General features: G+C 71.5%; 19 protein-coding genes. 7 read left to right on the forward strand and 12 right to left on the reverse strand.

The features are described from left to right. Positions 1–117: 117 nt before the first annotated feature. Together fabI and fabG are read right to left on the reverse strand one after the other, a co-directional pair. Positions 118–894, reverse strand: a complete 777-nt coding sequence (gene fabI, locus ACZ7HT_RS34940) for an enoyl-ACP reductase FabI (protein WP_471173501.1) — start codon at positions 892–894, stop codon at positions 118–120. 5 nt (positions 895–899) lie between these two features. Next, the gene (gene fabG, locus ACZ7HT_RS34945) at positions 900–1,619 is read right to left on the reverse strand and encodes a 3-oxoacyl-[acyl-carrier-protein] reductase (RefSeq protein ID WP_030691676.1); all 720 of its coding nucleotides are present in this window, start codon (positions 1,617–1,619) and stop codon (positions 900–902) included. A gap of 231 nt (positions 1,620–1,850) precedes the next feature. On the opposite strand from fabG, the gene ACZ7HT_RS34950 reads away from it, so the two are divergent. The 3 genes from ACZ7HT_RS34950 to tyrS all read left to right on the forward strand — a co-directional run bounded on the left by ACZ7HT_RS34950 (position 1,851) and on the right by tyrS (position 6,175). Then, on the forward strand, positions 1,851–3,374 hold the full coding sequence (locus ACZ7HT_RS34950; protein ID WP_471173502.1) for a TldD/PmbA family protein: 1,524 nt from the start codon (positions 1,851–1,853) through the stop codon (positions 3,372–3,374). Between the two features lie 82 nt (positions 3,375–3,456). Next, a complete protein-coding gene (locus ACZ7HT_RS34955) occupies positions 3,457–4,848 on the forward strand; it encodes a metallopeptidase TldD-related protein (protein WP_471173505.1) in 1,392 nt (463 codons plus the stop codon). Between the two features lie 58 nt (positions 4,849–4,906). After that, positions 4,907–6,175 carry a tyrosine--tRNA ligase gene (tyrS, locus tag ACZ7HT_RS34960; protein ID WP_471173507.1) on the forward strand — a complete coding sequence of 423 codons (1,269 nt, stop codon included), beginning with the start codon at positions 4,907–4,909 and terminating at the stop codon, positions 6,173–6,175. Positions 6,176–6,234: 59 nt separating this feature from the next. Here tyrS and ACZ7HT_RS34965 read toward each other — a convergent pair whose 3' ends face one another. Continuing rightward, entirely contained in the window at positions 6,235–6,510 is a 276-nt protein-coding gene (locus ACZ7HT_RS34965) for a GlsB/YeaQ/YmgE family stress response membrane protein (RefSeq protein ID WP_471173509.1), read from the reverse strand. 169 nt (positions 6,511–6,679) lie between these two features. On the opposite strand from ACZ7HT_RS34965, the gene ACZ7HT_RS34970 reads away from it, so the two are divergent. Both ACZ7HT_RS34970 and ACZ7HT_RS34975 read left to right on the forward strand, forming a co-directional pair. Then, positions 6,680–7,006, forward strand: coding sequence for a DUF3099 domain-containing protein (locus ACZ7HT_RS34970; RefSeq protein WP_471173511.1), 327 nt, complete (start codon positions 6,680–6,682; stop codon positions 7,004–7,006). Positions 7,007–7,140: 134 nt separating this feature from the next. Continuing rightward, complete coding sequence (locus tag ACZ7HT_RS34975) at positions 7,141–7,374, forward strand: hypothetical protein (protein WP_471173513.1); 234 nt, start codon at positions 7,141–7,143, stop codon at positions 7,372–7,374. On the opposite strand, the gene moaA is transcribed toward ACZ7HT_RS34975, so the two are convergent. The 3 genes from moaA to ACZ7HT_RS34990 all read right to left on the reverse strand — a co-directional run bounded on the left by moaA (position 7,357) and on the right by ACZ7HT_RS34990 (position 10,496). Further along, on the reverse strand, positions 7,357–8,346 hold the full coding sequence (gene moaA, locus ACZ7HT_RS34980) for a GTP 3',8-cyclase MoaA (protein WP_471173515.1): 990 nt from the start codon (positions 8,344–8,346) through the stop codon (positions 7,357–7,359). The two genes, ACZ7HT_RS34975 and moaA, sit on opposite strands and share 18 nt — an antisense overlap. Before the next feature lie 153 nt (positions 8,347–8,499). After that, complete coding sequence (locus tag ACZ7HT_RS34985; RefSeq protein WP_471173517.1) at positions 8,500–10,125, reverse strand: solute symporter family protein; 1,626 nt, start codon at positions 10,123–10,125, stop codon at positions 8,500–8,502. Then, a complete protein-coding gene (locus tag ACZ7HT_RS34990) occupies positions 10,122–10,496 on the reverse strand; it encodes a DUF485 domain-containing protein (RefSeq protein WP_471173518.1) in 375 nt (124 codons plus the stop codon). The genes ACZ7HT_RS34985 and ACZ7HT_RS34990 overlap by 4 nt, the downstream gene beginning before the upstream one ends. Before the next feature lie 273 nt (positions 10,497–10,769). Between ACZ7HT_RS34990 and ACZ7HT_RS34995 the strand changes: the two genes are divergently transcribed. After that, positions 10,770–12,305: a S8 family peptidase gene (locus ACZ7HT_RS34995; RefSeq protein ID WP_471173520.1), complete on the forward strand. Its 1,536-nt coding sequence runs from the start codon at positions 10,770–10,772 to the stop codon at positions 12,303–12,305. A 90-nt stretch (positions 12,306–12,395) separates the two neighbouring features. Continuing rightward, complete coding sequence (locus ACZ7HT_RS35000; protein WP_471173522.1) at positions 12,396–13,697, forward strand: CoA transferase; 1,302 nt, start codon at positions 12,396–12,398, stop codon at positions 13,695–13,697. 50 nt (positions 13,698–13,747) lie between these two features. Here the strand turns inward: ACZ7HT_RS35000 and ACZ7HT_RS35005 are convergent, their stop codons facing one another. From ACZ7HT_RS35005 to ACZ7HT_RS35030, 6 genes are all read right to left on the reverse strand, one after another. Further along, positions 13,748–14,791 (reverse strand): zinc-dependent alcohol dehydrogenase family protein, encoded by a 1,044-nt coding sequence (locus tag ACZ7HT_RS35005; protein ID WP_471173523.1) that lies wholly within the window; start codon positions 14,789–14,791, stop codon positions 13,748–13,750. 18 nt (positions 14,792–14,809) lie between these two features. Further along, entirely contained in the window at positions 14,810–15,463 is a 654-nt protein-coding gene (locus ACZ7HT_RS35010; protein ID WP_471173525.1) for a lysoplasmalogenase, read from the reverse strand. Beyond that, positions 15,460–16,338, reverse strand: a complete 879-nt coding sequence (locus ACZ7HT_RS35015; RefSeq protein ID WP_471173526.1) for a sterol desaturase family protein — start codon at positions 16,336–16,338, stop codon at positions 15,460–15,462. Before ACZ7HT_RS35015 ends, ACZ7HT_RS35010 begins: the two co-directional genes overlap by 4 nt. 104 nt (positions 16,339–16,442) lie before the next feature. Further along, positions 16,443–17,156 carry a VIT1/CCC1 transporter family protein gene (locus ACZ7HT_RS35020; protein WP_471173528.1) on the reverse strand — a complete coding sequence of 238 codons (714 nt, stop codon included), beginning with the start codon at positions 17,154–17,156 and terminating at the stop codon, positions 16,443–16,445. Positions 17,157–17,180: 24 nt separating this feature from the next. Further along, positions 17,181–18,407, reverse strand: a complete 1,227-nt coding sequence (locus tag ACZ7HT_RS35025; RefSeq protein ID WP_471173529.1) for an amidohydrolase family protein — start codon at positions 18,405–18,407, stop codon at positions 17,181–17,183. Then, the gene (locus ACZ7HT_RS35030; RefSeq protein WP_471173531.1) at positions 18,404–19,687 is read right to left on the reverse strand and encodes an amidohydrolase family protein; all 1,284 of its coding nucleotides are present in this window, start codon (positions 19,685–19,687) and stop codon (positions 18,404–18,406) included. Before ACZ7HT_RS35030 ends, ACZ7HT_RS35025 begins: the two co-directional genes overlap by 4 nt. Positions 19,688–19,701: the final 14 nt, after the last annotated feature.

Consider the following 19,701-nt stretch of genomic DNA (forward strand, 5'->3'; position numbering starts at 1 on the left):
CCTCCCCCCCCTCTCCCCCCCCCCCCCCTCCCCCCCCCCCCCCCCCCCCCCCCCCCCCCCCCCCCCCCCCCCCCCCCCCCCCCCCCCCCCCGCCCCTCTACCTGCTGTGCTGCGTGGTTACGCGCCGATGGCGTGCAGACCGCCGTCGACGTGGATGATCTCGCCCGTGGTCTTCGGGAACCAGTCCGAGAGCAGCGCGACGATGCCGCGGCCGGCCGGCTCCGGGTCCGCGAGGTCCCAGGCCAGCGGGGAGCGGGTGTCCCACACGGCGGCGAGGTCGCCGAAGCCCGGGATGGACTTCGCGGCCATGGAGCCGAGCGGACCCGCCGAGATCAGGTTGCAGCGGATGTCCTGCTTGCCGAGGTCGCGCGCCATGTAGCGGCTGGTGGCCTCAAGGGCGGCCTTGGCCGGGCCCATCCAGTCGTACTGCGGCCAGGCGAACTGCGCGTCGAAGGTGAGGCCGACGACGGAACCGCCCTCGGACATCAGCGGCAGCAGCGCCATCGTCAGCGACTTCAGGGAGAAGGCGGAGACGTGCATGGCGGTGGCCACGGACTCGAACGGCGTGTTCAGGAAGTTGCCGCCGAGCGCGTCCTGCGGCGCGAAGCCGATGGAGTGCACGATGCCGTCGAGGCGGTCGCCCAGGTGCTCGCGGACCTGGCCCTCCAGGCGGGCGAGGTGCTCGTCGTTCGAGACGTCGAGCTCCAGGACCTTGACCTTCTCCGGGTGGGGCAGCTTCTTGGCGATGCGCTCGGTCAGCGTCGGCCGCGGCCAGGCGGTGAGGATGATCTCCGCACCCTGCTCCTGGGCCAGCTTGGCGGCGTGGAAGGCGATGGAGGACTCCATCAGCACACCGGTGATGAGGATGCGCTTGCCCTCGAGAATTCCGCTCATGGTGATCAGTGACCCATGCCCAATCCGCCGTCAACCGGGATGACGGCTCCAGTGATGTACGACGCGTCGTCCGAGGCGAGGAACTTCACCGCGGCGGCGATCTCCTCCGGCTGCGCGTAGCGGCCGAGCGGCACCTGGGACACGATGCCCGCGCGCTGCTCGTCGGTGAGCACCGCGGTCATGTCGGTGTCGACGAAGCCGGGAGCGACGACGTTGAAGGTGATGTTGCGCGAGCCGAGCTCACGCGCGAGGGAGCGGGCGAAGCCGACGAGGCCGGCCTTGGAGGCGGCGTAGTTGGCCTGGCCCGCGGAGCCCAGCAGACCGACGACCGAGGAGATCAGGACGACGCGGCCCTTCTTGGCGCGCAGCATCCCGCGGTTGGCGCGCTTGACGACCCGGAAGGTGCCGGTGAGGTTGGTGTCGAGGACGGACGTGAAGTCCTCCTCCGTCATGCGCATGAGGAGCTGGTCCTTCGTCACGCCGGCGTTGGCCACGAGGACCTCGACCGGGCCGTGCTTCTCCTCGATCTCCTTGTAGGCCGTCTCCACCTGCTCCGCGTCGGTGATGTCGCACTTGACGGGGAGGCAGCCGAGCTCGACCAGGGCGGCCGGGGGCTCGCCGGAGCGGTACGTGATCGCGACCTTGTCGCCGGCCTCGGCGAACGCGCGGGCGATGGCGAGGCCGATGCCCCGGTTTCCTCCGGTGACGAGAACCGAGCGGCTCAACGGATCACCCTTTCGATAGCGGTCTGGTAGCCGAAAACCTATCGGTATCGCCTTCCACATGAGGAATCGACCTCCCACAGTGGCGTACGGGTGTCACTGTCGGATCCCTACAGCTCGGGGGCGGTACGAGCCGGGGTCGCACGCCAATGCGCGGACTCGGCGGCCCGTCCCGTGATTGACTTCCGGCAGTTTCAGACCGTTGTCTTCCGATCGCCGAGAGCGAGGCCGCTCGTGGTCCATCAGATCGACCCTTCGTTCGTCGCGCTGCCGTTGCGGGCGCTCGCCGACGCGGCGCTCGCCCGAGCGCGCGCGCTCGGTGCCGAGCACGCGGACTTCCGCCTGGAGCGGGTGCGCAGCGCCTCGTGGCGGCTGCGCGACGCCAAACCGTCCGGGTCCTCGGACACCACGGACCTCGGCTATGCGGTACGGGTGGTGCACGGCGGGGCCTGGGGCTTCGCGTCGGGCGTCGACCTGACGATGGACGGGGCCGCGCGGGTCGCCTCGCAGGCGGTCGCCATGGCCAAGCTGTCGGCGAAGGTGATCGCGGCGGCCGGCTCCGAGGAGCGCGTGGAGCTGGCGGACGAGCCGGTGCACTCCGAGCGCACCTGGGTCTCCTCGTACGAGATCGACCCCTTCTCCGTCCCCGCCGAGGAGAAGAGCGCCCTGCTCGCCGACTGGAGCGCGCGGCTGCTCGGGGCGGAGGGCGTGGCGCACGTGGACGCCTCGCTGCTCACCGTCCACGAGAACAAGTTCTACGCGGACACGGCCGGCACCGTGACCACCCAGCAGCGCGTCCGGCTGCACCCGCAGCTCACGGCGGTCGCCGTGGACGAGACGACCGGTGAGTTCGACTCGATGCGGACGATCGCGCCGCCGGTCGGGCGGGGCTGGGAGTACCTGACGGGGACCGGCTGGGACTGGGACAAGGAGCTCGACGAGATCCCGGGGCTGCTCGCCGAGAAGATGCGGGCGCCGAGCGTGGAGGCGGGCCGGTACGACCTGGTCGTGGACCCGTCGAACCTGTGGCTGACGATCCACGAGTCCATCGGGCACGCCACCGAGCTGGACCGGGCGCTCGGCTACGAGGCGGCCTACGCGGGCACCTCGTTCGCCACCTTCGACCAGCTGGGCAAGCTGGCGTACGGCTCCTCGATCATGAACGTGACGGGTGACCGGACCGCCGAGCACGGTCTCGCGACGGTCGGCTTCGACGACGAGGGCGTCGAGGCGCAGAGCTGGGACCTGGTGAAGGACGGCACGCTCGTCGGCTACCAGCTGGACCGGCGGATCGCGAAGCTCACGGGCCTCGGCCGGTCGAACGGCTGCGCCTTCGCCGACTCCCCCGCGCACGTCCCGGTGCAGCGGATGGCGAACGTGTCGCTCCAGCCGGACCCGGGCGGTCTGTCCACGGAGGACCTGATCGGGGGCGTGGAGCGCGGCATCTACGTGGTCGGCGACCGGTCCTGGTCGATCGACATGCAGCGCTACAACTTCCAGTTCACGGGCCAGCGCTTCTTCCGCATCGAGAACGGGCGCCTCGCCGGGCAGCTGCGGGACGTGGCGTACCAGGCGACGACCACGGACTTCTGGGGCTCGATGGAGCAGGTCGGCGGCCCGCAGACGTACGTCCTGGGTGGCGCCTTCAACTGCGGCAAGGCCCAGCCGGGCCAGGTCGCCGCCGTCTCCCACGGCTGCCCGTCCGCCCTCTTCCGGGGCGTCAACATCCTGAACACGACGCAGGAGGCCGGTCGGTGAACGCCCGCCACGACCTTTGCCGGGGGTCCGGGGGTCGCCCCCCGGGTAAGCACAGTCTCAACACCACGCAGGAGGCCGGTCGATGAGCCGCGTCAGCAAGCCGTACGAGATCGTCGAGCGGGCCCTTGAGCTGTCCCGTGCCGACGGGTGTGTCGTCATCGCCGACGAGGAGTCCTCGGCCAATCTGCGCTGGGCCGGGAACGCGCTCACCACGAACGGCGTGACCCGGGGCCGGACGCTCACCGTGATCGCGACCGTCGACGGCGCCCAGGGCACCGCCTCCGGTGTCGTCTCGCGGTCCGCCGTGACCGTCGAGGACCTGGAGCCCCTGGTCCGGGCCGCCGAGGCCGCCGCCCGGGCCGCCGGGCCCGCCGAGGACGCCCAGCCGCTGGTGGAGGGCGTGCCCGCCTCGCCCGACTTCACGGACGCCCCGGCGGAGACCTCCTCCGCGGTCTTCACCGACTTCGCCCCGGCGCTCGGCGAGGCCTTCGCACGCGCGCGTGCCGGCGACCGTGAGCTGTACGGCTTCGCCCACCACGAGCTGACCTCCACCTACGTGGGCACGTCGACGGGGCTGCGGCTGCGCCACGACCAGCCGAACGGGACCCTGGAGCTCAACGCCAAGTCCCCCGACCGCGCGCGCTCCGCCTGGGCCGGGCGCGCGACCCGGGACTTCAAGGACGTCGACCCGGCCGCGCTCGACGCCGAGCTCGCGACCCGGCTCGGCTGGGCGGAGCGGCGGATCGAGCTGCCCGCCGGGCGGTACGAGACGCTGCTGCCGCCGACCGCCGTGGCCGACCTGATGATCTACCAGCTGTGGTCCTCGGCGGCCCGGGACGCGGTGGAGGGCCGTACGGTCTTCTCCAAGCCCGGCGGCGGCACCCGGCTCGGCGAGACGCTCTCCCCGCTGCCGCTCACGCTGCGCAGCGACCCGAACGAGCCGGGCCTCGAGTCCTCGCCGTTCGTGATCGCGCACTCCTCCGGCGACGACTCCTCCGTCTTCGACAACGGTCTGCCGGTCGGGCCGGTCGACTGGGTGAAGGCCGGCAGCCTGGCGCATCTGATCACCACCCGGCACACGGCGGGGCTTACTCACTTGCCCGTGGCGCCGGGAGCGGGGAACCTGATCCTGGACGGCGGCGGCGAGCGTTCCCTGGAGGAGATGGTCGCCTCGACGGACCGCGGTCTGCTGCTGACCTGCCTCTGGTACATCCGCGAGGTCGACCCGGCGACGCTGCTGCTGACCGGGCTGACCCGGGACGGCGTCTACCTCGTCGAGAACGGCGAGGTGGTCGGCGAGGTGAACAACTTCCGGTTCAACGAGTCGCCGGTGGACCTGCTGTCGCGGGCCACGGAGGCGGGCCGTACGGAGAAGACGCTGCCGCGCGAGTGGAGCGACTGGTTCACCCGGGCGGCGATGCCGGCCCTGCGGGTGCCGGACTTCAACATGAGCTCGGTCAGCAAGGGGGTCTGACCCCCATAGACTGATCGCGACAACTTGTTCCCCTGAGCATCACGAGGAGACGGACGACGTGACGGACATCGTCGACGAGCTGAAGTGGCGCGGGCTGTTCGCCCAGTCCACCGATGAGGACGCACTGCGCAAGGCTCTCGCGGACGGTCCCGTCACGTTCTATTGCGGTTTCGACCCGACCGCGGCCAGTCTCCACGTCGGTCACCTGGTCCAGGTGCTCACCGTCCGCCGGCTCCAGCAGGCCGGTCACCGGCCGCTGGCGCTGGTCGGCGGGGCCACCGGGCAGATCGGTGACCCGCGGCCGACGGCCGAGCGCACCCTGAACGACCCCGAGACGGTCGCGAACTGGGTGAACCGGCTGCGCACGCAGATCGAGCCCTTCCTCTCCTTCGAGGGGGAGAACGCGGCGGTCATGGTGAACAACCTGGACTGGACCGCCGGGATGTCGGCGATCGAGTTCCTGCGCGACATCGGCAAGCACTTCCGGGTCAACAAGATGCTGACCAAGGACTCCGTCGCCCGGCGCCTGGAGTCCGAGCAGGGCATCAGTTACACCGAGTTCAGCTACCAGCTGCTCCAGGGCATGGACTTCCTGGAGCTGTACCGCCGCTACGGCTGCACGCTCCAGCAGGGCGGATCGGACCAGTGGGGCAACCTGGTGGCCGGCCTCGACCTGATCCACCGCCTGGAGCCGGGTGCGGAGGCGCACGCGCTCGCGACGCCGCTGATGGTCAAGGCGGACGGCACCAAGTTCGGCAAGACCGAGGGCGGGGCCGTCTGGCTGGACCCGGAGATGACGACGCCGTACGCGTTCTACCAGTTCTGGCTGAACGTGGACGACCGGGACATCTCGACGTACATGCGGATCCTGTCCTTCAAGTCCCGTGCGGAGCTGGAGGAGCTGGAGGAGCAGACCGCCGAGCGGCCGCAGGCGCGTGCCGCGCAGCGGGCGCTCGCGGAGGAGCTCACGACGCTGGTGCACGGCGCCGGGCAGTGCGCGGCCGTCATCAACGCCTCCAAGGCGCTGTTCGGGCAGGGCGACCTGGCCGAGCTGGACGGGCCGACGCTCGCCGCCGCGCTGTCGGAGCTGCCGCACGCGCGCGTGTCCGAGCTCGGCCAGGTCGTGGACCTGTTCGCCGAGGTCGGTCTCGTGGCGAGCAAGTCGGCGGCGCGGCGCACGGTGAAGGAGGGCGGTGCCTACGTGAACAACGTGAAGGTGGCCGCCGAGGACGCCGAGGTGTCGGCGGACGACCTGCTGCACGGCCGCTGGCTGGTGCTGCGGCGCGGCAAGAAGAACCTGGCGGCGATCGAGTTCGCCGCCCAGTAGGACAACGGCAAGAGGCCCGGTACGCGCGCGGTGCGCCGTACCGGGCCTCTTGCCGTGCTTCAGGTGCGCTGTCTGGTGCCCTTGACCGAGGTCCACAGCATGTCGCCGACGCCGACGACGGCGACGGCGCCGATCAGCTGGAGCAGGTGCCGGGTCCAGTCGATGCCCCTGGTGTCGTTGACTCCGATCCAGGTCGCGACCGCGTTGCCGAGCACGCTGCCGAGAATGCCGAACACGGTCGTCAGCCACAGCGGGATCTGCTGCTTCCCCGGCAGGATCGCCTTCGCGATCAGGCCGAGGACGAATCCCACGATGATCGCCCACAACCAACTCATCGTCGCCTCCTAGTGCGCATGTGCGCCCAGTCTCGGCCCATCGGCCATACGGCGCATGTCGGACAGCGCCGTACGTGCCCCGGTCTCGTCGGCCCGGGACGGCGGGCGTACGGTGGAGCGAGGTCCGGACCGGGGAGGGTCCGGCACGACCGGTGGGTGGTGAGCGGCGATGCCGAAGCATGGCGGGACCGAGGTCTTCCGGATCACGGGGGCCCGGCAGGGGCTCGCCGACGACGTCCGGGGACGACAGCGGCGCTATGTCATCTCGATGACGGTGCGGACGCTCTCCGTGATCGCCGCGGCGGTGCTGTGGAACGTCGAGCGGCACGTGGCCTTCGTGGCGCTGGGTCTGGGCATCCTGCTCCCCTACATCGCCGTGGTGGTCGCCAACGCGGGACGCGAGACGGCTCCGTCCCTTCCCTCCACCTTCGTCCCGCCCCCGGTGCGGCCGGCGCTCGACGCACCGAACCTCAAGAGAAGCTCAGATCAATCATGACGATCCGGTGCACCGCACCCCATGTGCCGTGACATACTGCGTACGCGCTCCGCATCCCCCGTCGGAGCGACGGACCGATGCCGGGCAGCTCCCCCCGTGGCTGCCCGGCATCGCTGTTGCTGGACAATGATCGGATGATCAATGGTCCAGTGAGTGAAGAGAAGCCGACCTGTTCCGCCAAGGGGTGCCGCGCCGACGCCGTCTGGGTCCTCGCGTGGAACAACCCCAAGCTGCACACGCCGGAGCGGCGCAAGACCTGGCTCGCGTGCGAGGAGCACCGCGAGCACCTCTCCCAGTTCCTGGGCGTACGGGGCTTCCTGAAGGACGTCGTCCCCCTCGCCGAGTGGGACTCAGCCGCCGATAGCTGACATCGGGCGGTCGGGCTGGAGGAAGCTCGGGTCGTCGAGGCCCGAGCCGGCCTTCTTGCCCCACATGGCCTTCTTCCAGATCTCCGCGACCGTCTCGTCCGGGGCGTCCGAGCGGAGCGCGGCCCGCAGGTCGGTCTCCTCGGTGGCGAAGAGGCAGGTGCGCACCTGGCCGTCGGCGGTGAGCCGGGTGCGGTCGCAGGCCCGGCAGAACGGGCGGGTGACCGAGGCGATGACGCCGACCGTGTGGGGTCCGCCGTCGACCTTCCAGCGCTCGGCGGGGGCGGAGCCGCGCTCCTCGGAGCCTTCCGGCGTCAGGGTGAAGCGGGTGCGCAGGGACTCCAGGATGTCCCCGGCGGTGATCATGCCGTCGCGCTTCCAGCCGTGCTGGGCGTCCAGGGGCATCTGCTCGATGAAGCGGAGCTCGTACCCCTCCTGGACCGCCCAGGCGAGCAGGTCGGGGGCCTCGTCGGCGTTGAGCCCGGGCATCAGGACGGCGTTGACCTTGACCGGGGTGAGGCCGGCCTCGCGGGCGGCGGCCATGCCGTCGAGGACGTCCTGGTGGCGGTCGCGGCGGGTGAGGGTCTTGAAGACGTCGGGCCGCAGGGTGTCGAGGGAGACGTTGACCCGGTCGAGGCCGGCCGCCTTGAGGGCGGCGGCGGTGCGCTTGAGTCCGATGCCGTTGGTGGTGAGGGACATCCGGGGGCGGGGCTCCAGGGCGGCGCAGCGCTCGACGATCCCGACGAGGCCGGGGCGGAGCAGCGGTTCGCCGCCGGTGAAGCGGACCTCGGTGACGCCGAGGTCGGTGACGGCGATGCGGATCAGCCGGACGATCTCGTCGTCGGTGAGGAGGTCCGGCTTGGCGAGCCACTGGAGGCCCTCTTCCGGCATGCAGTACGTGCAGCGCAGATTGCATCGGTCCGTGAGCGAGACGCGCAGGTCAGTGGCCACACGGCCGTAGGTGTCGATGAGCACTGTGGGCCCCCTCCCCGGATTCCGGATGCGTGATGGTGTCGAGCCTACGTGAGTGCTCGGACATCGAGCAGGGCCGATTGTCACGAGGACGGACGCGGCCGCGTCGTAGAACTCTACGACGCGGCCGTCCGGTGGTCACCAGCCGTATGCGGATCAGTGCGCTCCGACGCCGGTGAGGGACTTGACCTCCAGTTCGGCGTACTTGCCCTTGTCCGGCTCCTCCTTGGAGAGGATCGAGCCGAGCCAGCCGAGCAGGAAGCCGAGCGGGATGGAGACGAGGCCGGGGTTCTCCAGCGGGAACCAGTAGAAGTCGACCGTCTTGAACATCGACGTGGGCTTGCCGGAGACGACCGGCGAGAAGAGCACGAGGACGACGGCGGAGATCAGGCCGCCGTAGATCGACCACAGGGCGCCCCGGGTGGTGAAGCGCTTCCAGAAGAGCGAGTAGAGGATCGTCGGCAGGTTGGCCGAGGCGGCGACCGCGAAGGCGAGGGCGACCAGCCCGGCGACGTTGAGGTCGCGGGCGAGGGCGCCGAGGGCGATCGAGACGATGCCGATGAAGACGGTCGCCCAGCGGGCGGCCTTCACCTCCTCCTGCTCGGTGGCCTTCCCGCGCCGGATGACGTTGGCGTAGATGTCGTGCGCGAAGGACGAGGAGGAGGCCAGGGTCAGGCCGGCGACGACGGCGAGGATGGTCGCGAAGGCGACGGCGGAGATGACGGCGAGGAGGATCGAGCCGCCGGTGGAGTCCGCTCCGCCGCCGATCTCCAGGGCCGCGAGCGGGGCGGCGGTGTTGCCGGCCTTGTTGGAGGCGATGATGTCGCTGTTCTTGAGGAGGGCGGCGGCGCCGAAGCCGAGGACGATCGTCATCAGGTAGAAGGCGCCGATGATGCCGATGGCCCAGTTGACGGACTTACGGGCGGCCTTGGCGGTCGGCACCGTGTAGAAGCGGATCAGGATGTGCGGCAGGCCGGCCGTGCCGAGGACGAGCGCGATGCCGAGCGACAGGAAGTCCAGCTTGGAGGTGGCGGTGGCGCCGTACTTGAGGCCGGGCTCAAGGAAGGCGTCGCCCTTGCCGCTGTTGGTGGCGGCGGCGCCGAGCAGCTCCGAGATGTTGAAGTGGAACTTGAGGAGGATGAGGAAGGTGATCAGGAGGGTGCCCGCGATGAGCAGGACCGCCTTGACCATCTGCACCCAGGTGGTGCCCTTCATGCCGCCGATCGTCACGTACACGATCATCAGGAGACCGACCAGGGCGACGATCGCGATCTTGCCGCCGTCGCTGGTGATGCCGAGCAACAGCGAGACGAGGACGCCCGCGCCCGCCATCTGGGCGAGCAGGTAGAAGATCGAGACGACGATCGTCGAGGTGCCGGCGGCGGTGCGGACGGGCCGCTGGCGCATCCGGTAGGCGAGGACGTCGCCCATGGTGAACCGGCCGGAGTTGCGCAGGGGTTCGGCGACCAGGAGCAGGGCGACGAGCCAGGCGACGAGGAAGCCGATCGAGTACAGGAAGCCGTCGTAGCCGAAGAGGGCGATGGCTCCGGCGATGCCGAGGAAGGACGCGGCGGACATGTAGTCGCCGGAGATCGCGAGGCCGTTCTGGAAGCCGGTGAACTGGCGTCCGCCGGCGTAGAAGTCGGCGGCGCTGCGGGTCTGGCGGCCGGCCCAGACGGTGATGACGAGGGTGGCGACGACGAAGGCGCCGAACAGGGCGATGATCAGGGGCCGGTGCTCGGTGGTGGCGTTGCCCGCCGCGAGCAGGACGGGGGTGCTCATGCGTCGCCCTCCATACGGGTTCTGATGGCCTCGGCCTTGGGGTCGAGCCGGTTCGCCGCGTGCCGCGAGTAGAGCCAGGCGATGAGGAACGTGGTGAGGAACTGGCCGAGGCCGAGGACGAGGGCCACGTTGATGTTGCCGAAGAGCTTGGTCCCCATGAAGCCGCCCGCGTAGTTGGTGAGCAGCACGTACAGCAGGTACCAGGCGATGAAGGCCAGGGTGAGGGGGAAGGCGAAGGAGCGGTGCGTGCGGCGCAGTTCGCCGAACTCCGCGCCCTCCTGCACCTCGATGAACTGCTCCGTGGTGGGCGACGCGGGACCGTGGTCGGTCTCCGTGCCGTTCGTGGGTGGCGGCGGTGCTTCGGTAGCCACGGACTCTCCTCGTGACGCGGGGGCGGACGGCTGGGTCAAGGGGGCCTCACCAGGGGTGCGGGAAGCGGGGCTCCGAGTGGAGCTCCTCCCCTGCCCAACGGCACGGAGCCGGAAGCGAAGCGGTTCACGCGGCGATATTTCTTGAACAGATCTTCATGAAGTCTTCTCAACTCATTGAAGGTTCGGGAAGATCAGCGATAGCTTCACTCGTCATGCACCTGTCCACGCGCAAACCCGCGCGCGGACAGTACATACGGATGATGTGGAGAACCCATGGCTCATCTGGGATCGAGGCGCGGCCGAGCTCTCGCTCTGCCGGTCGGTCTCGCGCTCACGGCCTCGCTCGGCTTCCTTGCCCCCGGCGCCGCCTCCGCCGCGGAACTGAGCGACGCTCCGGCCACCGTGGCCGCTTTCAGCGGCCCGAAGCTCTCGTACGTCGTCAACGTCGAGGGTGGCCGCTGGACCGCCGGCTCGGTGCGGAAGGCGATCGCCGCCGCCGGTGGCGAGGTGGTCATCTCGTACGACCAGATAGGCGTGATAGTCGTCCACTCGCAGAACCCCGAGTTCGCGAAGACGATCCGTCAGGCGGACGGCGTGGTGTCGGCCGGCTCGACCCGCACCGCCCCGCTCTCCGCCCAGTCCGACGACTCCGTCGACGAGGGCGCGCAGACGCTGTCCCCGGCCGAGGCGAAGGCCGCCGCGGCCGCCGCCACGGACGGTCAGGACCCGCTGGAGCCCCTGCAGTGGGACATGCCGGCGATCAAGGCCGACAAGGCCCACGCGAAGACGCTCGGCAGCAGCAAGGTCACCGTCGGCATCATCGACACGGGTGTCGACGACACCCACCCGGACCTGGCGCCGAACTTCGACGCCGCCGCCTCCGCCAACTGCGTGTCCGGCAAGCCGGACACCACCCCTGGCTCGTGGCGCCCGAAGAAGGGCGAGAGCGACCACGGCACGCACGTCGCGGGCACCATCGGCGCCGCCAAGAACGGCATCGGCATCACCGGTGTCGCGCCGGGCGTGAAGCTCGCCGGCATCAAGGTGTCGACCCCCGACGGCTTCTTCTACACCGAGGCCGTGGTCTGCGGCTTCGTGTGGGCGGCCGAGCACGGCGTCGACGTCACGAACAACAGCTACTACACCGACCCGTGGATGTTCGCCTGCAAGAACGACGAGGACCAGAAGGCCCTCATCGAGGCGGTCACCCGGGCCACCCGCTACGCGGAGAAGAAGGGCACGGTCAACGTCGCCGCCGCCGGCAACTCCAAGTTCGACCTGGCGGCCGACACGATCACGGACACGACCAGCCCGAACGACACCACGGCGGTCACCCGTGACATCGACCCGACGGAGTGCTTCGACTACCCGTCGATGCTGCCGGGCGTCGTGACGGTCTCCGCGACCGGCGCCAAGAACCTCAAGGCGTCCTACTCCAACTACGGTCTCGGCGTGATCGACGTCGCCGCCCCCGGCGGTGACCGCACCGAGTACCAGACCCCGGACGCCCCGGCGGTCAACGGCCGCATCCTGTCGACCACGGTCGACGGCGGCTACAACTACAAGGCCGGTACGTCGATGGCGTCCCCGCACACCGCCGGTGTGCTCGCGCTGCTGAAGTCGACGCACCCGAACGCCAGCCCGGCGGCGCTGAAGGCGCTGCTGTACGCGCAGGCCGACGACCTCGCCTGCACCAACCCGTACGACATCGAGGGCGACGGCAAGATCGACGCCGTCTGCGAGGGCGGCAAGAACAAGAACGGCTTCTACGGAGCCGGTCTGATCGACGCGCTGGCCGCCGTGAAGTAAGCGGTACCCGTGCGTGAGGCCCTGGTGTGGTGCGCCACACCAGGGCCTTCGCCATGCCCATGGGGTGGCACTCAGTGCCACACTGCCGTCATGGACAACACAGTGCGTACAGGTACGGAGTTGCTGTGGTCGGCACTCGGCGGCGATCCCGCCCTCGTCGACCGCGTGGCGTACGGCGGGGTCTCCGGGCTGCTGCCCGCGCGGCTGCCCGTGATGGACCTGGCGCGTGCGACGGTCGCGGTCTGCTCGCTCGCCGCGGTGGAGCACGCGGGGCTGCCGGGGCCGGTGCGGGTGGACGACGGGGCCGTCGCCACCGCCTTCGTGAGCGAGCGTCATCTGCGGGTCGACGGGCGGGCCCCGGTGAACTTCGCGCCGCTGTCGCGGTTCTGGCGGGCGGCCGACGGGTGGGTCCGTACGCACGCCAACTATCCGCACCACAGGGCTGCGCTGCTCGCCGCGCTCGATGTCTCCGATTCCGTCGAGGCCGTCGCCGCGGCGATCGCCGAGCGGAAGGCCGTCGAGGTCGAGACGGCGGTGTACGCGGCCGGGGGCCTGGCCGTCGCCCTGCGCACGCCCGAGGAGTGGGCGGCCTGCGAGCAGGGCCGGGAGGTGGCGGCGCGGCCGCTGCTGACCCGGGAGCGGCTGGACGGGGCCGCGCCCCGGGCCGTGGGCGGGCGGCCGCTGCGGGTCCTCGACCTGACCCGGGTGATCGCCGGGCCCGTCGCGACGCGGACGCTCGCGCTGCTCGGCGCGGACGTCCTGCGGATCGACCCGCCCGGCAACCCCGAACTGCCCGACCAGCACGCGGACACGGGCGTCGGCAAGCGGACGGCCGCGCTCGACCTGGACCGGGCGTCGGACCGGCGCACCTTCGACGAACTCCTGGATTCCGCCGATGTGCTGGTCACCGGATTCCGGCCGGGGGCGCTCGACCGGTTCGACCTGGAGCGGCCCGGTCTGGTGACCGCCCGCCTCTCCGCCTGGGGCGACTACGGGCCCTGGGGCGAGCGGCGGGGCTTCGACTCCCTGGTGCAGGTGGCGACGGGGATCGCCGCGGTGGAGGGATCGGCGGAGGAGCCGGGCGCGCTGCCGGCGCAGGCCCTGGACCACGGCACGGGGTACCTGCTGGCGGCGGCGGTGCTGCGGTCGCTGACGGAGCAGCGGGCGGAGGGCGGCAGCCGTCTCGTACGGCTCGCGCTGGCGCAGACGGGGCACTGGCTGAGCGGCTCGCTGCCGCGGTACGCGCCGGAGCGGTACCTCGCGGAGTCGGAGGGGCCGTTGGGGCGCCTGCGGCACGCGTTGTCGCCGGTCGCGCACGGGGGCGGCCCGACGGACTGGTCGCGCCCGCCGGGCGTCGCCGGGGCGGACGCGCCGGAGTGGCTCGGGGCCTGACCGGGGTCGTACGGGACGGGCACCCGGCAAGGGTGCCCGTCCCGGTGCCGTTACGGCTTGACCAGGACCTTCAGGGCCGTGCGGTCGTCCATCGCCCGGTAGCCCGCCGGGACGCCGTTCAGGTCCACCGTCAGGTCGAAGACCGGGGACGGGTCGATCGCGCCGGACAGGACGTCCGGGAGGAGCTCCGGGATGTAGGCGCGGACCGGGGCGACGCCGCCGCGCAGCGCGATGTTGCGGTCGAACATGACGGAGAGGTCGAGGCCGGTGCCGCTGCCGTGCGGGACGCCGACGTAGCCGATGGAGCCGCCGTCGCGGGTGATGCCGACGGCCGTGCGCATCGACTGCTCGGTGCCGACCGCCTCGATCACGGCGTGCGCGCCCTGACCGCCGGTCAGCTCGCGCACGGCGGCCTCGGCGGCCTCGCCGCGCTCGGCGACGACGTCGGTGGCGCCGAAGGCGCGGGCGATGTCGGTACGGGCGGTGTGCCGGCCGAGCGCGATGATCCGCTCGGCGCCGAGCCGCTTGGCGGCGAGGACGCCGCAGAGGCCGACGGCCCCGTCGCCGACGACGGCGACCGTGGAGCCCTTCGTGACGCCCGCGCCGAGGGCCGCGTGGTGTCCGGTGCCCAGGACGTCGGAGAGGGCGAGCAGCGCGGTCAGGAGCCGGTCGTCGGAGGCGGCGTCCGCGGGGAGCTTGACGAGGGTGCCGTCGGCGAAGGGGACGCGGACGGCCTCGCCCTGGCCGCCGTCGGAGCCGACCGAGCCCCAGAAGCCGCCGCGCGGGCAGGAGGTCTGGAGGCCCTCGGCGCAGTACTCGCAGCTGCCGTCGGACCAGACGAAGGGGGCGACGACGAGGTCGCCGGCGGCGAAGCCGGTGACGTCGGAGCCGGCCGCCTCGACGATGCCGAGGAACTCGTGGCCGATGCGCTGGCCGGGCTGCCGGGCGGACTCGCCGCGGTAGGCCCACAGGTCGCTGCCGCAGATGCAGGCGCGCAGGACCCGCAGGACGACGTCGGTCGGCTCCTGGATCACCGGGTCGGGCACGTCCTCCACGCGCATGTCGAACGGGGCATGGATGGTGGTGGCGCGCATGGGGAGCGGTCCTTGCTGTCAGACGGTTGTACGACGTTCACCGTACATCGCGCGGAGCGCTCCCGCCGTCAGGAGGTACTGCGCCGCGACATAGGTCAGCATGACCCAGAAGTCGGGCGCCGGCAGCTGGGGCCACGCGGCGACGCCGGTGGCGATGAGGGTGTCGGACAGCAGGAACAGGGCGCCGCCGAGGCCGGCCAGGAGCCCGAGGGCGCTGGAGCGGTACGCCATCGCGGTCAGCAGCAGCGAGTAGCAGGCGACGGGGATCCGCAGGCCGGCGGGGAGGTCGGGCCACAGGAGCGTGACGGTGCCGGCGAGCGCGGCCGCGTACAGGACGCCGAGTGCCGGGGACGTACGCCCGCGTCCGAAGAGGACCAGGTAGCAGACGTGTCCGGCGGCGAAGGAGCCCATGCCGACGAGGAAGGCCCCGTCGGCGTCGGAGAGCAGGAGGACGTCGCCGCCCCAGCCGAGGAGGAGCGCGGCGGTGAGCAGCCGGGGGGCGCCGAGGGCGACGGCGTACGCGGCGAGCAGCGGCATCAGGAGCGGTTTGGCGATCTGGTGGCCGAGGTCGGCTCCGGCGAGCAGGGAGACCAGGTCGACGGCGGCCGCGAGTCCGAAGGCGGCGAGCAGCGCGCGGGAGGCGGTCGGGCGGGAGAGGGCGAGCGTGCTCACGCGGCGGCCTCCGTCGGGGCGGGCGGGTTCGTGACGCCGGTCGGGGCCGGCTGCCAGCCGGGGCCGCGGAAGACGCGTCCCGCGCGCTCGCGCCAGCCGTGCGCGGCGCGCAGGTCGCGGGCGATGGCGGCGTACTCGTGGGTGGCGACGCGCAGCGGGTTGTAGGTCCCGATGTTCTTGGTGAGGCCGTAGACGGGCCGCTCGGTCTCGGCGACCCAGGAGCCGAACATCCGGTCCCAGACGATGAGGATGCCGCCGAAGTTCCGGTCCAGGTAGCCGCCCTGGGAGGCGTGGTGGACGCGGTGGTGCGAGGGCGTGTTGAGGACGTACTCGAAGGGGCGGGGCAGCTTGTCGATGCGCTCGGTGTGGATCCAGAACTGGTAGACGAGGTTGACCGAGTAGCAGAAGGCGAGGGCCGCCGGGTGGACGCCGAGGGCGATCAGCGGCAGGTAGAACGGCCAGCCCGTCACACCGGTCCACGGCTGGCGCAGGGCGGTGGAGAGGTTGAACTTCCGGCTGCTGTGGTGGACGACGTGGCAGGCCCACAGGACGCGGATGACGTGGTGTCCCCGGTGCTGCCAGTAGTAGAGGAAGTCCTGGGCGAGCAGCATGAGCGGGATCGTCCACCAGAGGACGGGGACGCGGAGCGGGGTCAGCTCGTAGACGGCGGTGTAGATCGCGACGACCGGGATCTTCCACAGCGCGTCGAAGAAGAGGCTTCCCAGGCCCATGCCGATGCTGGTGGCGGCGTCCTTCGCCTCGTACCCGGCGGCGTCCTCGTCGGGGTGGACCCGGTGGACGACCATCTCCAGGACGGTGAGGAGGACGAACGCCGGTATGGACCAGAGCACGACATCGGGCAGGTTCGGCGGCATGCCGATGACGGTAGAGGCGGGGACCGGGCTCGGCTAGACGTGATTACTTACAAGTAAGTGAGACAGCTTGTCAGCAAGCTTTGGCACCTTCCGACAAGGCTCCGCTAGACCCCGGCCGCGCCGAGCAGCGAGCCCGCGCCGTAGGTCACCGCCATCGCGAGCGCGCCGCCCGCCACGTTGCGCAGGATCGCCTGGCCCGTGGGGGCGCTGCCGAGGCGGGCGCTCCACCAGCCGGTGAAGGCGAGGGCGGCGAGGACGGAGACGACCGTGACCCAGAGGCGGGCGGAGGCCGGCGGGAGGACGATCGCGAGGAGCGGGAGCAGGGCGCCGACGGTGAAGGCGAGGAAGCTGGCGGCGGCGGCGTGCCAGGGGTTGGTGAGGGCGTCGGGGTCGATGCCGAGCTCCACGCGCGCGTGGGCGCGCAGCGCGTCGCGGGCGGTGAGCTGTTCGGCGGCCTCGCGGGCCACATCCGAGGAGAGGCCGCGGGCGGCGAGCAGGCCGGTCAGTTCCGCCAGTTCCGCTTCCGGCTCTTCGCGCAGTTCGCGTTTCTCCTGGGCGAGCGCCGCCTTCTCCGAGTCGCGCTGGGTGGAGACGGAGACGTACTCCCCCGCCGCCATCGACATCGAACCGGCGAGCAGCCCCGCCAGGCCGGCCGTGAGCAGGGCCGCCTGGGACTCGGTGGCTCCGGCGACGCCGACGACGAGGCCGGCGGTGGAGACGACGCCGTCGTTGGCTCCGAGCACGGCCGCCCGGAGCCAGTTGAGACGGGAGCCGAGGCCGCCGCCGTGGGCCTCGTCGTGTGCGGGGGCTTCAGTCACTTCTGGAGGGTCGCACCCGGTGGGTCACCAGACCCGGACCGACCCGCCCTTCGCGAAGGCCGGGCTGGTGGCGCCCGCCGGGACCTCCTTCAGGGGCTCGGCGATCTCCTCGACGGCCGGGCCGTGGACGGCGGCGAGGCGGTCGAGGAGGGCGAGGTCGAAGCCGTAGACCCGGGCCGCGTTCCCGCCGACCATGGCGGCGACCTCCTCCCGGGGCAGTCCCGCGTAGGCGATGCGGAGGCCTTCCCGGGAGTACGGGGTGGTGCCCTCGTCGTGCGGGTAGTCGCTGCCCCACATGATCTTGTCGAGGCCGATCCGGTCGCGCAGCGGCACCTCGTGGGGGCGCATGAAGCTGGCGCCGACGAAGCAGTTGTCCCGCCAGACCTCGCCGGGGCCCTTGCCCATGGACGCGGCGAGGCCGGCGCCGAACTTGGACTCGGCGGTGGCGGCCTGCGTCGCGGCCGAGACCAGGCGCCGGTGGTAGTAGTCCAGCATGTCGAGCACGCCGGGGATCCAGCCCGAGCCCTGCTCGGTCAGGACCAGCTTGAGCCCCGGATGGCGCCGGAACGCGCCGCCGAAGATCAGGTGCCACAGGGCCCGGTGCGAGAACCAGGTGGTCTCCACCATGAACACCGCCCGGGCGGCCGGTTCGTCGCCCAGCGGCGGCGAGGCGGAGCCGCCGTGGTGGTTGACCGGGACGTCGAGCTCGGCGCAGACCGCCCAGATCGGGTCGTACGCCTCGGAGTACAGCTCCGGGACGGGCGAGCCCGGCGGGACGCCGGGCAGCAGGATGCCGCCGGTGAGACCGGCCTCGCGGGTGCGGCGGATCTCCGTGACCGCCGCGTCCACGTCGTTGAGGAGGATCTGCGCCACGCCCGCCCTGCGCCCCGGGGCGTCCGCGCAGAAGTCGGCCAGCCAGCGGTTGTGGGCCTGGAGCCCGGCCCAGCGCCGCTCGTACTCGGCGCGGGTGGGCGGCTGGGCCATCAGGGAGGCCTTGGGGAAGAACGGCGGGATGGTGTTCGGGAAGACGACCTCGGCGACGATCCCGTCGGCCTCCAGCTCGCGCAGCCTGCGCCGGGAGTTCCAGTTGCGGTCGGCGGTGTCGGCGAGGAGGTCCTCGTACGGGTTGACGTAGGTCGCCGCCCAGGCGTCGAAGTCGTCGTGGTGCTTCTTCTCCAGGTACGGCCTGTAGTCGAGGAGGTCGGCGCCGGCGTGGCAGTCGGCGGAGACGACGGTGTAGCGGTCGGTCACGGGTTCACCCCCAGGACCGGGAACTCGTGGTCGGTGAGCCAGTGCCGGCCGACCTCGCGCGAGCGGGCCCAGGAGGCTTCGACGGCGGTCTGGTCGGCGGGCTGGCCGAGGTCGGCGGGGGTGGGGCCGATCCGAAGGGATATCGGATCCAGTATTTGGATATCGAATCCAAAAACCTCCGCGGCGGCGAGACCGAGCATCCGCCGGGTCTCCGCGACCGGGATGTCGTGGAACGTCTTCCGCAGCCACGCGCGCGTGTCCGGCCAGGTGCCCTCCGGGTGCGGGAAGTCCGAGCCCCACAGGATGTTGTCGACGCCGATCTCGTACCGCTGCGCCAGCTCGCGCCGCTTGGTGTTGGTGGCGCAGACGAAGACCTGCCGGTCCAGGTACTCGCTCGGCGGCCGCTTCAGCTCGGCGAACGGGGACAGCTTCTTGCCGCCGTGCGCGCCCAGATAGAGCCGGTCCATGAACCAGAGCAGGTTCGGCAGCCACCAGCAGCCGGACTCGGCGACCCCGAACCGCAGGCCGGGGTGGCGCTCGAAGACGCCCGACCAGAGCAGGAACCACAGCGGCCTGGCCGGCCACCAGGTGACCTCGGAGACGTAGATCCCGAGGTGGTCGCCGTACTCCTCGCGCGGCGCCGCCCCGGAGTGGGTGACGACCGGCATGCCGGTCTCGGCGGCCGCCGCCCACACCGGGTCGTAACGCCGGTCGTGGTAGGGGGCCTTGTCCACCCACATGGAGGGGATCATGAGCGCGCCGAGCCCGGACTCCTTGGCGCGGTGGATCTCGGCGACGACCTCGCGGACGTCGGCGGTGACGGGGAGGAGGGCGACCCCGCAGTGCCGGGCCGGGTTCGCCGAGACGAACTCCGCGAGCCAGCGGTTGTGCGCCTTCGCGCCCGCCATGCCGAGCTCGGGGTCCTGGTCGCCGGAGAGTCCGAGGCCGACGCCGAAGGGCGCGGCGGTCTGGCTGTCGACGGCGTCCGCGTCGGGGAAGACGACCTCGGCGGCCACCCCGTCGCCATCGAGCTCCTTGATGCGCTGGGCGGGGTCCCAACCGCCGCGCAGGCCTTCCTCGTTGTCGCGGAACCACTTGTCGGCGAAGGCCTCGTTGCGCACCCCGAGCCGGGTCATGGCCTGGCGGCGGGCCTCGCGCCCCGCCAGGAAGTCGTCGAAGTCGCGGTGGAAGCGGGGGTCGAGATAGGGCCGGTACTCCTCGGTGGGCAGCCCGGCGTGACAGTCGGAGGAGATGATCAGATACGGGTCCTCATAGCTCATCGTGCAGCCCCCTC

The organism is Streptomyces sp. NPDC037410, from assembly GCF_055602235.1.

Excerpts from the sequence above, each read along its gene's own strand:
- fabI (WP_471173501.1), bottom strand. The coding sequence starts at position 894 with ATGAGCGGAATTCTCGAGGGCAAGCGCATCCTCATCACCGGTGTGCTG.
- ACZ7HT_RS34955 (WP_471173505.1), top strand. The coding sequence starts at position 3,457 with ATGAGCCGCGTCAGCAAGCCGTACGAGATCGTCGAGCGGGCCCTTGAG.
- ACZ7HT_RS34965 (WP_471173509.1), bottom strand. The coding sequence starts at position 6,510 with ATGAGTTGGTTGTGGGCGATCATCGTGGGATTCGTCCTCGGCCTGATC.
- ACZ7HT_RS34970 (WP_471173511.1), top strand. The coding sequence starts at position 6,680 with ATGCCGAAGCATGGCGGGACCGAGGTCTTCCGGATCACGGGGGCCCGG.
- ACZ7HT_RS34975 (WP_471173513.1), top strand. The coding sequence starts at position 7,141 with ATGATCAATGGTCCAGTGAGTGAAGAGAAGCCGACCTGTTCCGCCAAG.
- ACZ7HT_RS34985 (WP_471173517.1), bottom strand. The coding sequence starts at position 10,125 with ATGAGCACCCCCGTCCTGCTCGCGGCGGGCAACGCCACCACCGAGCAC.
- ACZ7HT_RS34995 (WP_471173520.1), top strand. The coding sequence starts at position 10,770 with ATGGCTCATCTGGGATCGAGGCGCGGCCGAGCTCTCGCTCTGCCGGTC.
- ACZ7HT_RS35000 (WP_471173522.1), top strand. The coding sequence starts at position 12,396 with ATGGACAACACAGTGCGTACAGGTACGGAGTTGCTGTGGTCGGCACTC.
- ACZ7HT_RS35005 (WP_471173523.1), bottom strand. The coding sequence starts at position 14,791 with ATGCGCGCCACCACCATCCATGCCCCGTTCGACATGCGCGTGGAGGAC.
- ACZ7HT_RS35015 (WP_471173526.1), bottom strand. The coding sequence starts at position 16,338 with ATGCCGCCGAACCTGCCCGATGTCGTGCTCTGGTCCATACCGGCGTTC.
- ACZ7HT_RS35030 (WP_471173531.1), bottom strand. The coding sequence starts at position 19,687 with ATGAGCTATGAGGACCCGTATCTGATCATCTCCTCCGACTGTCACGCC.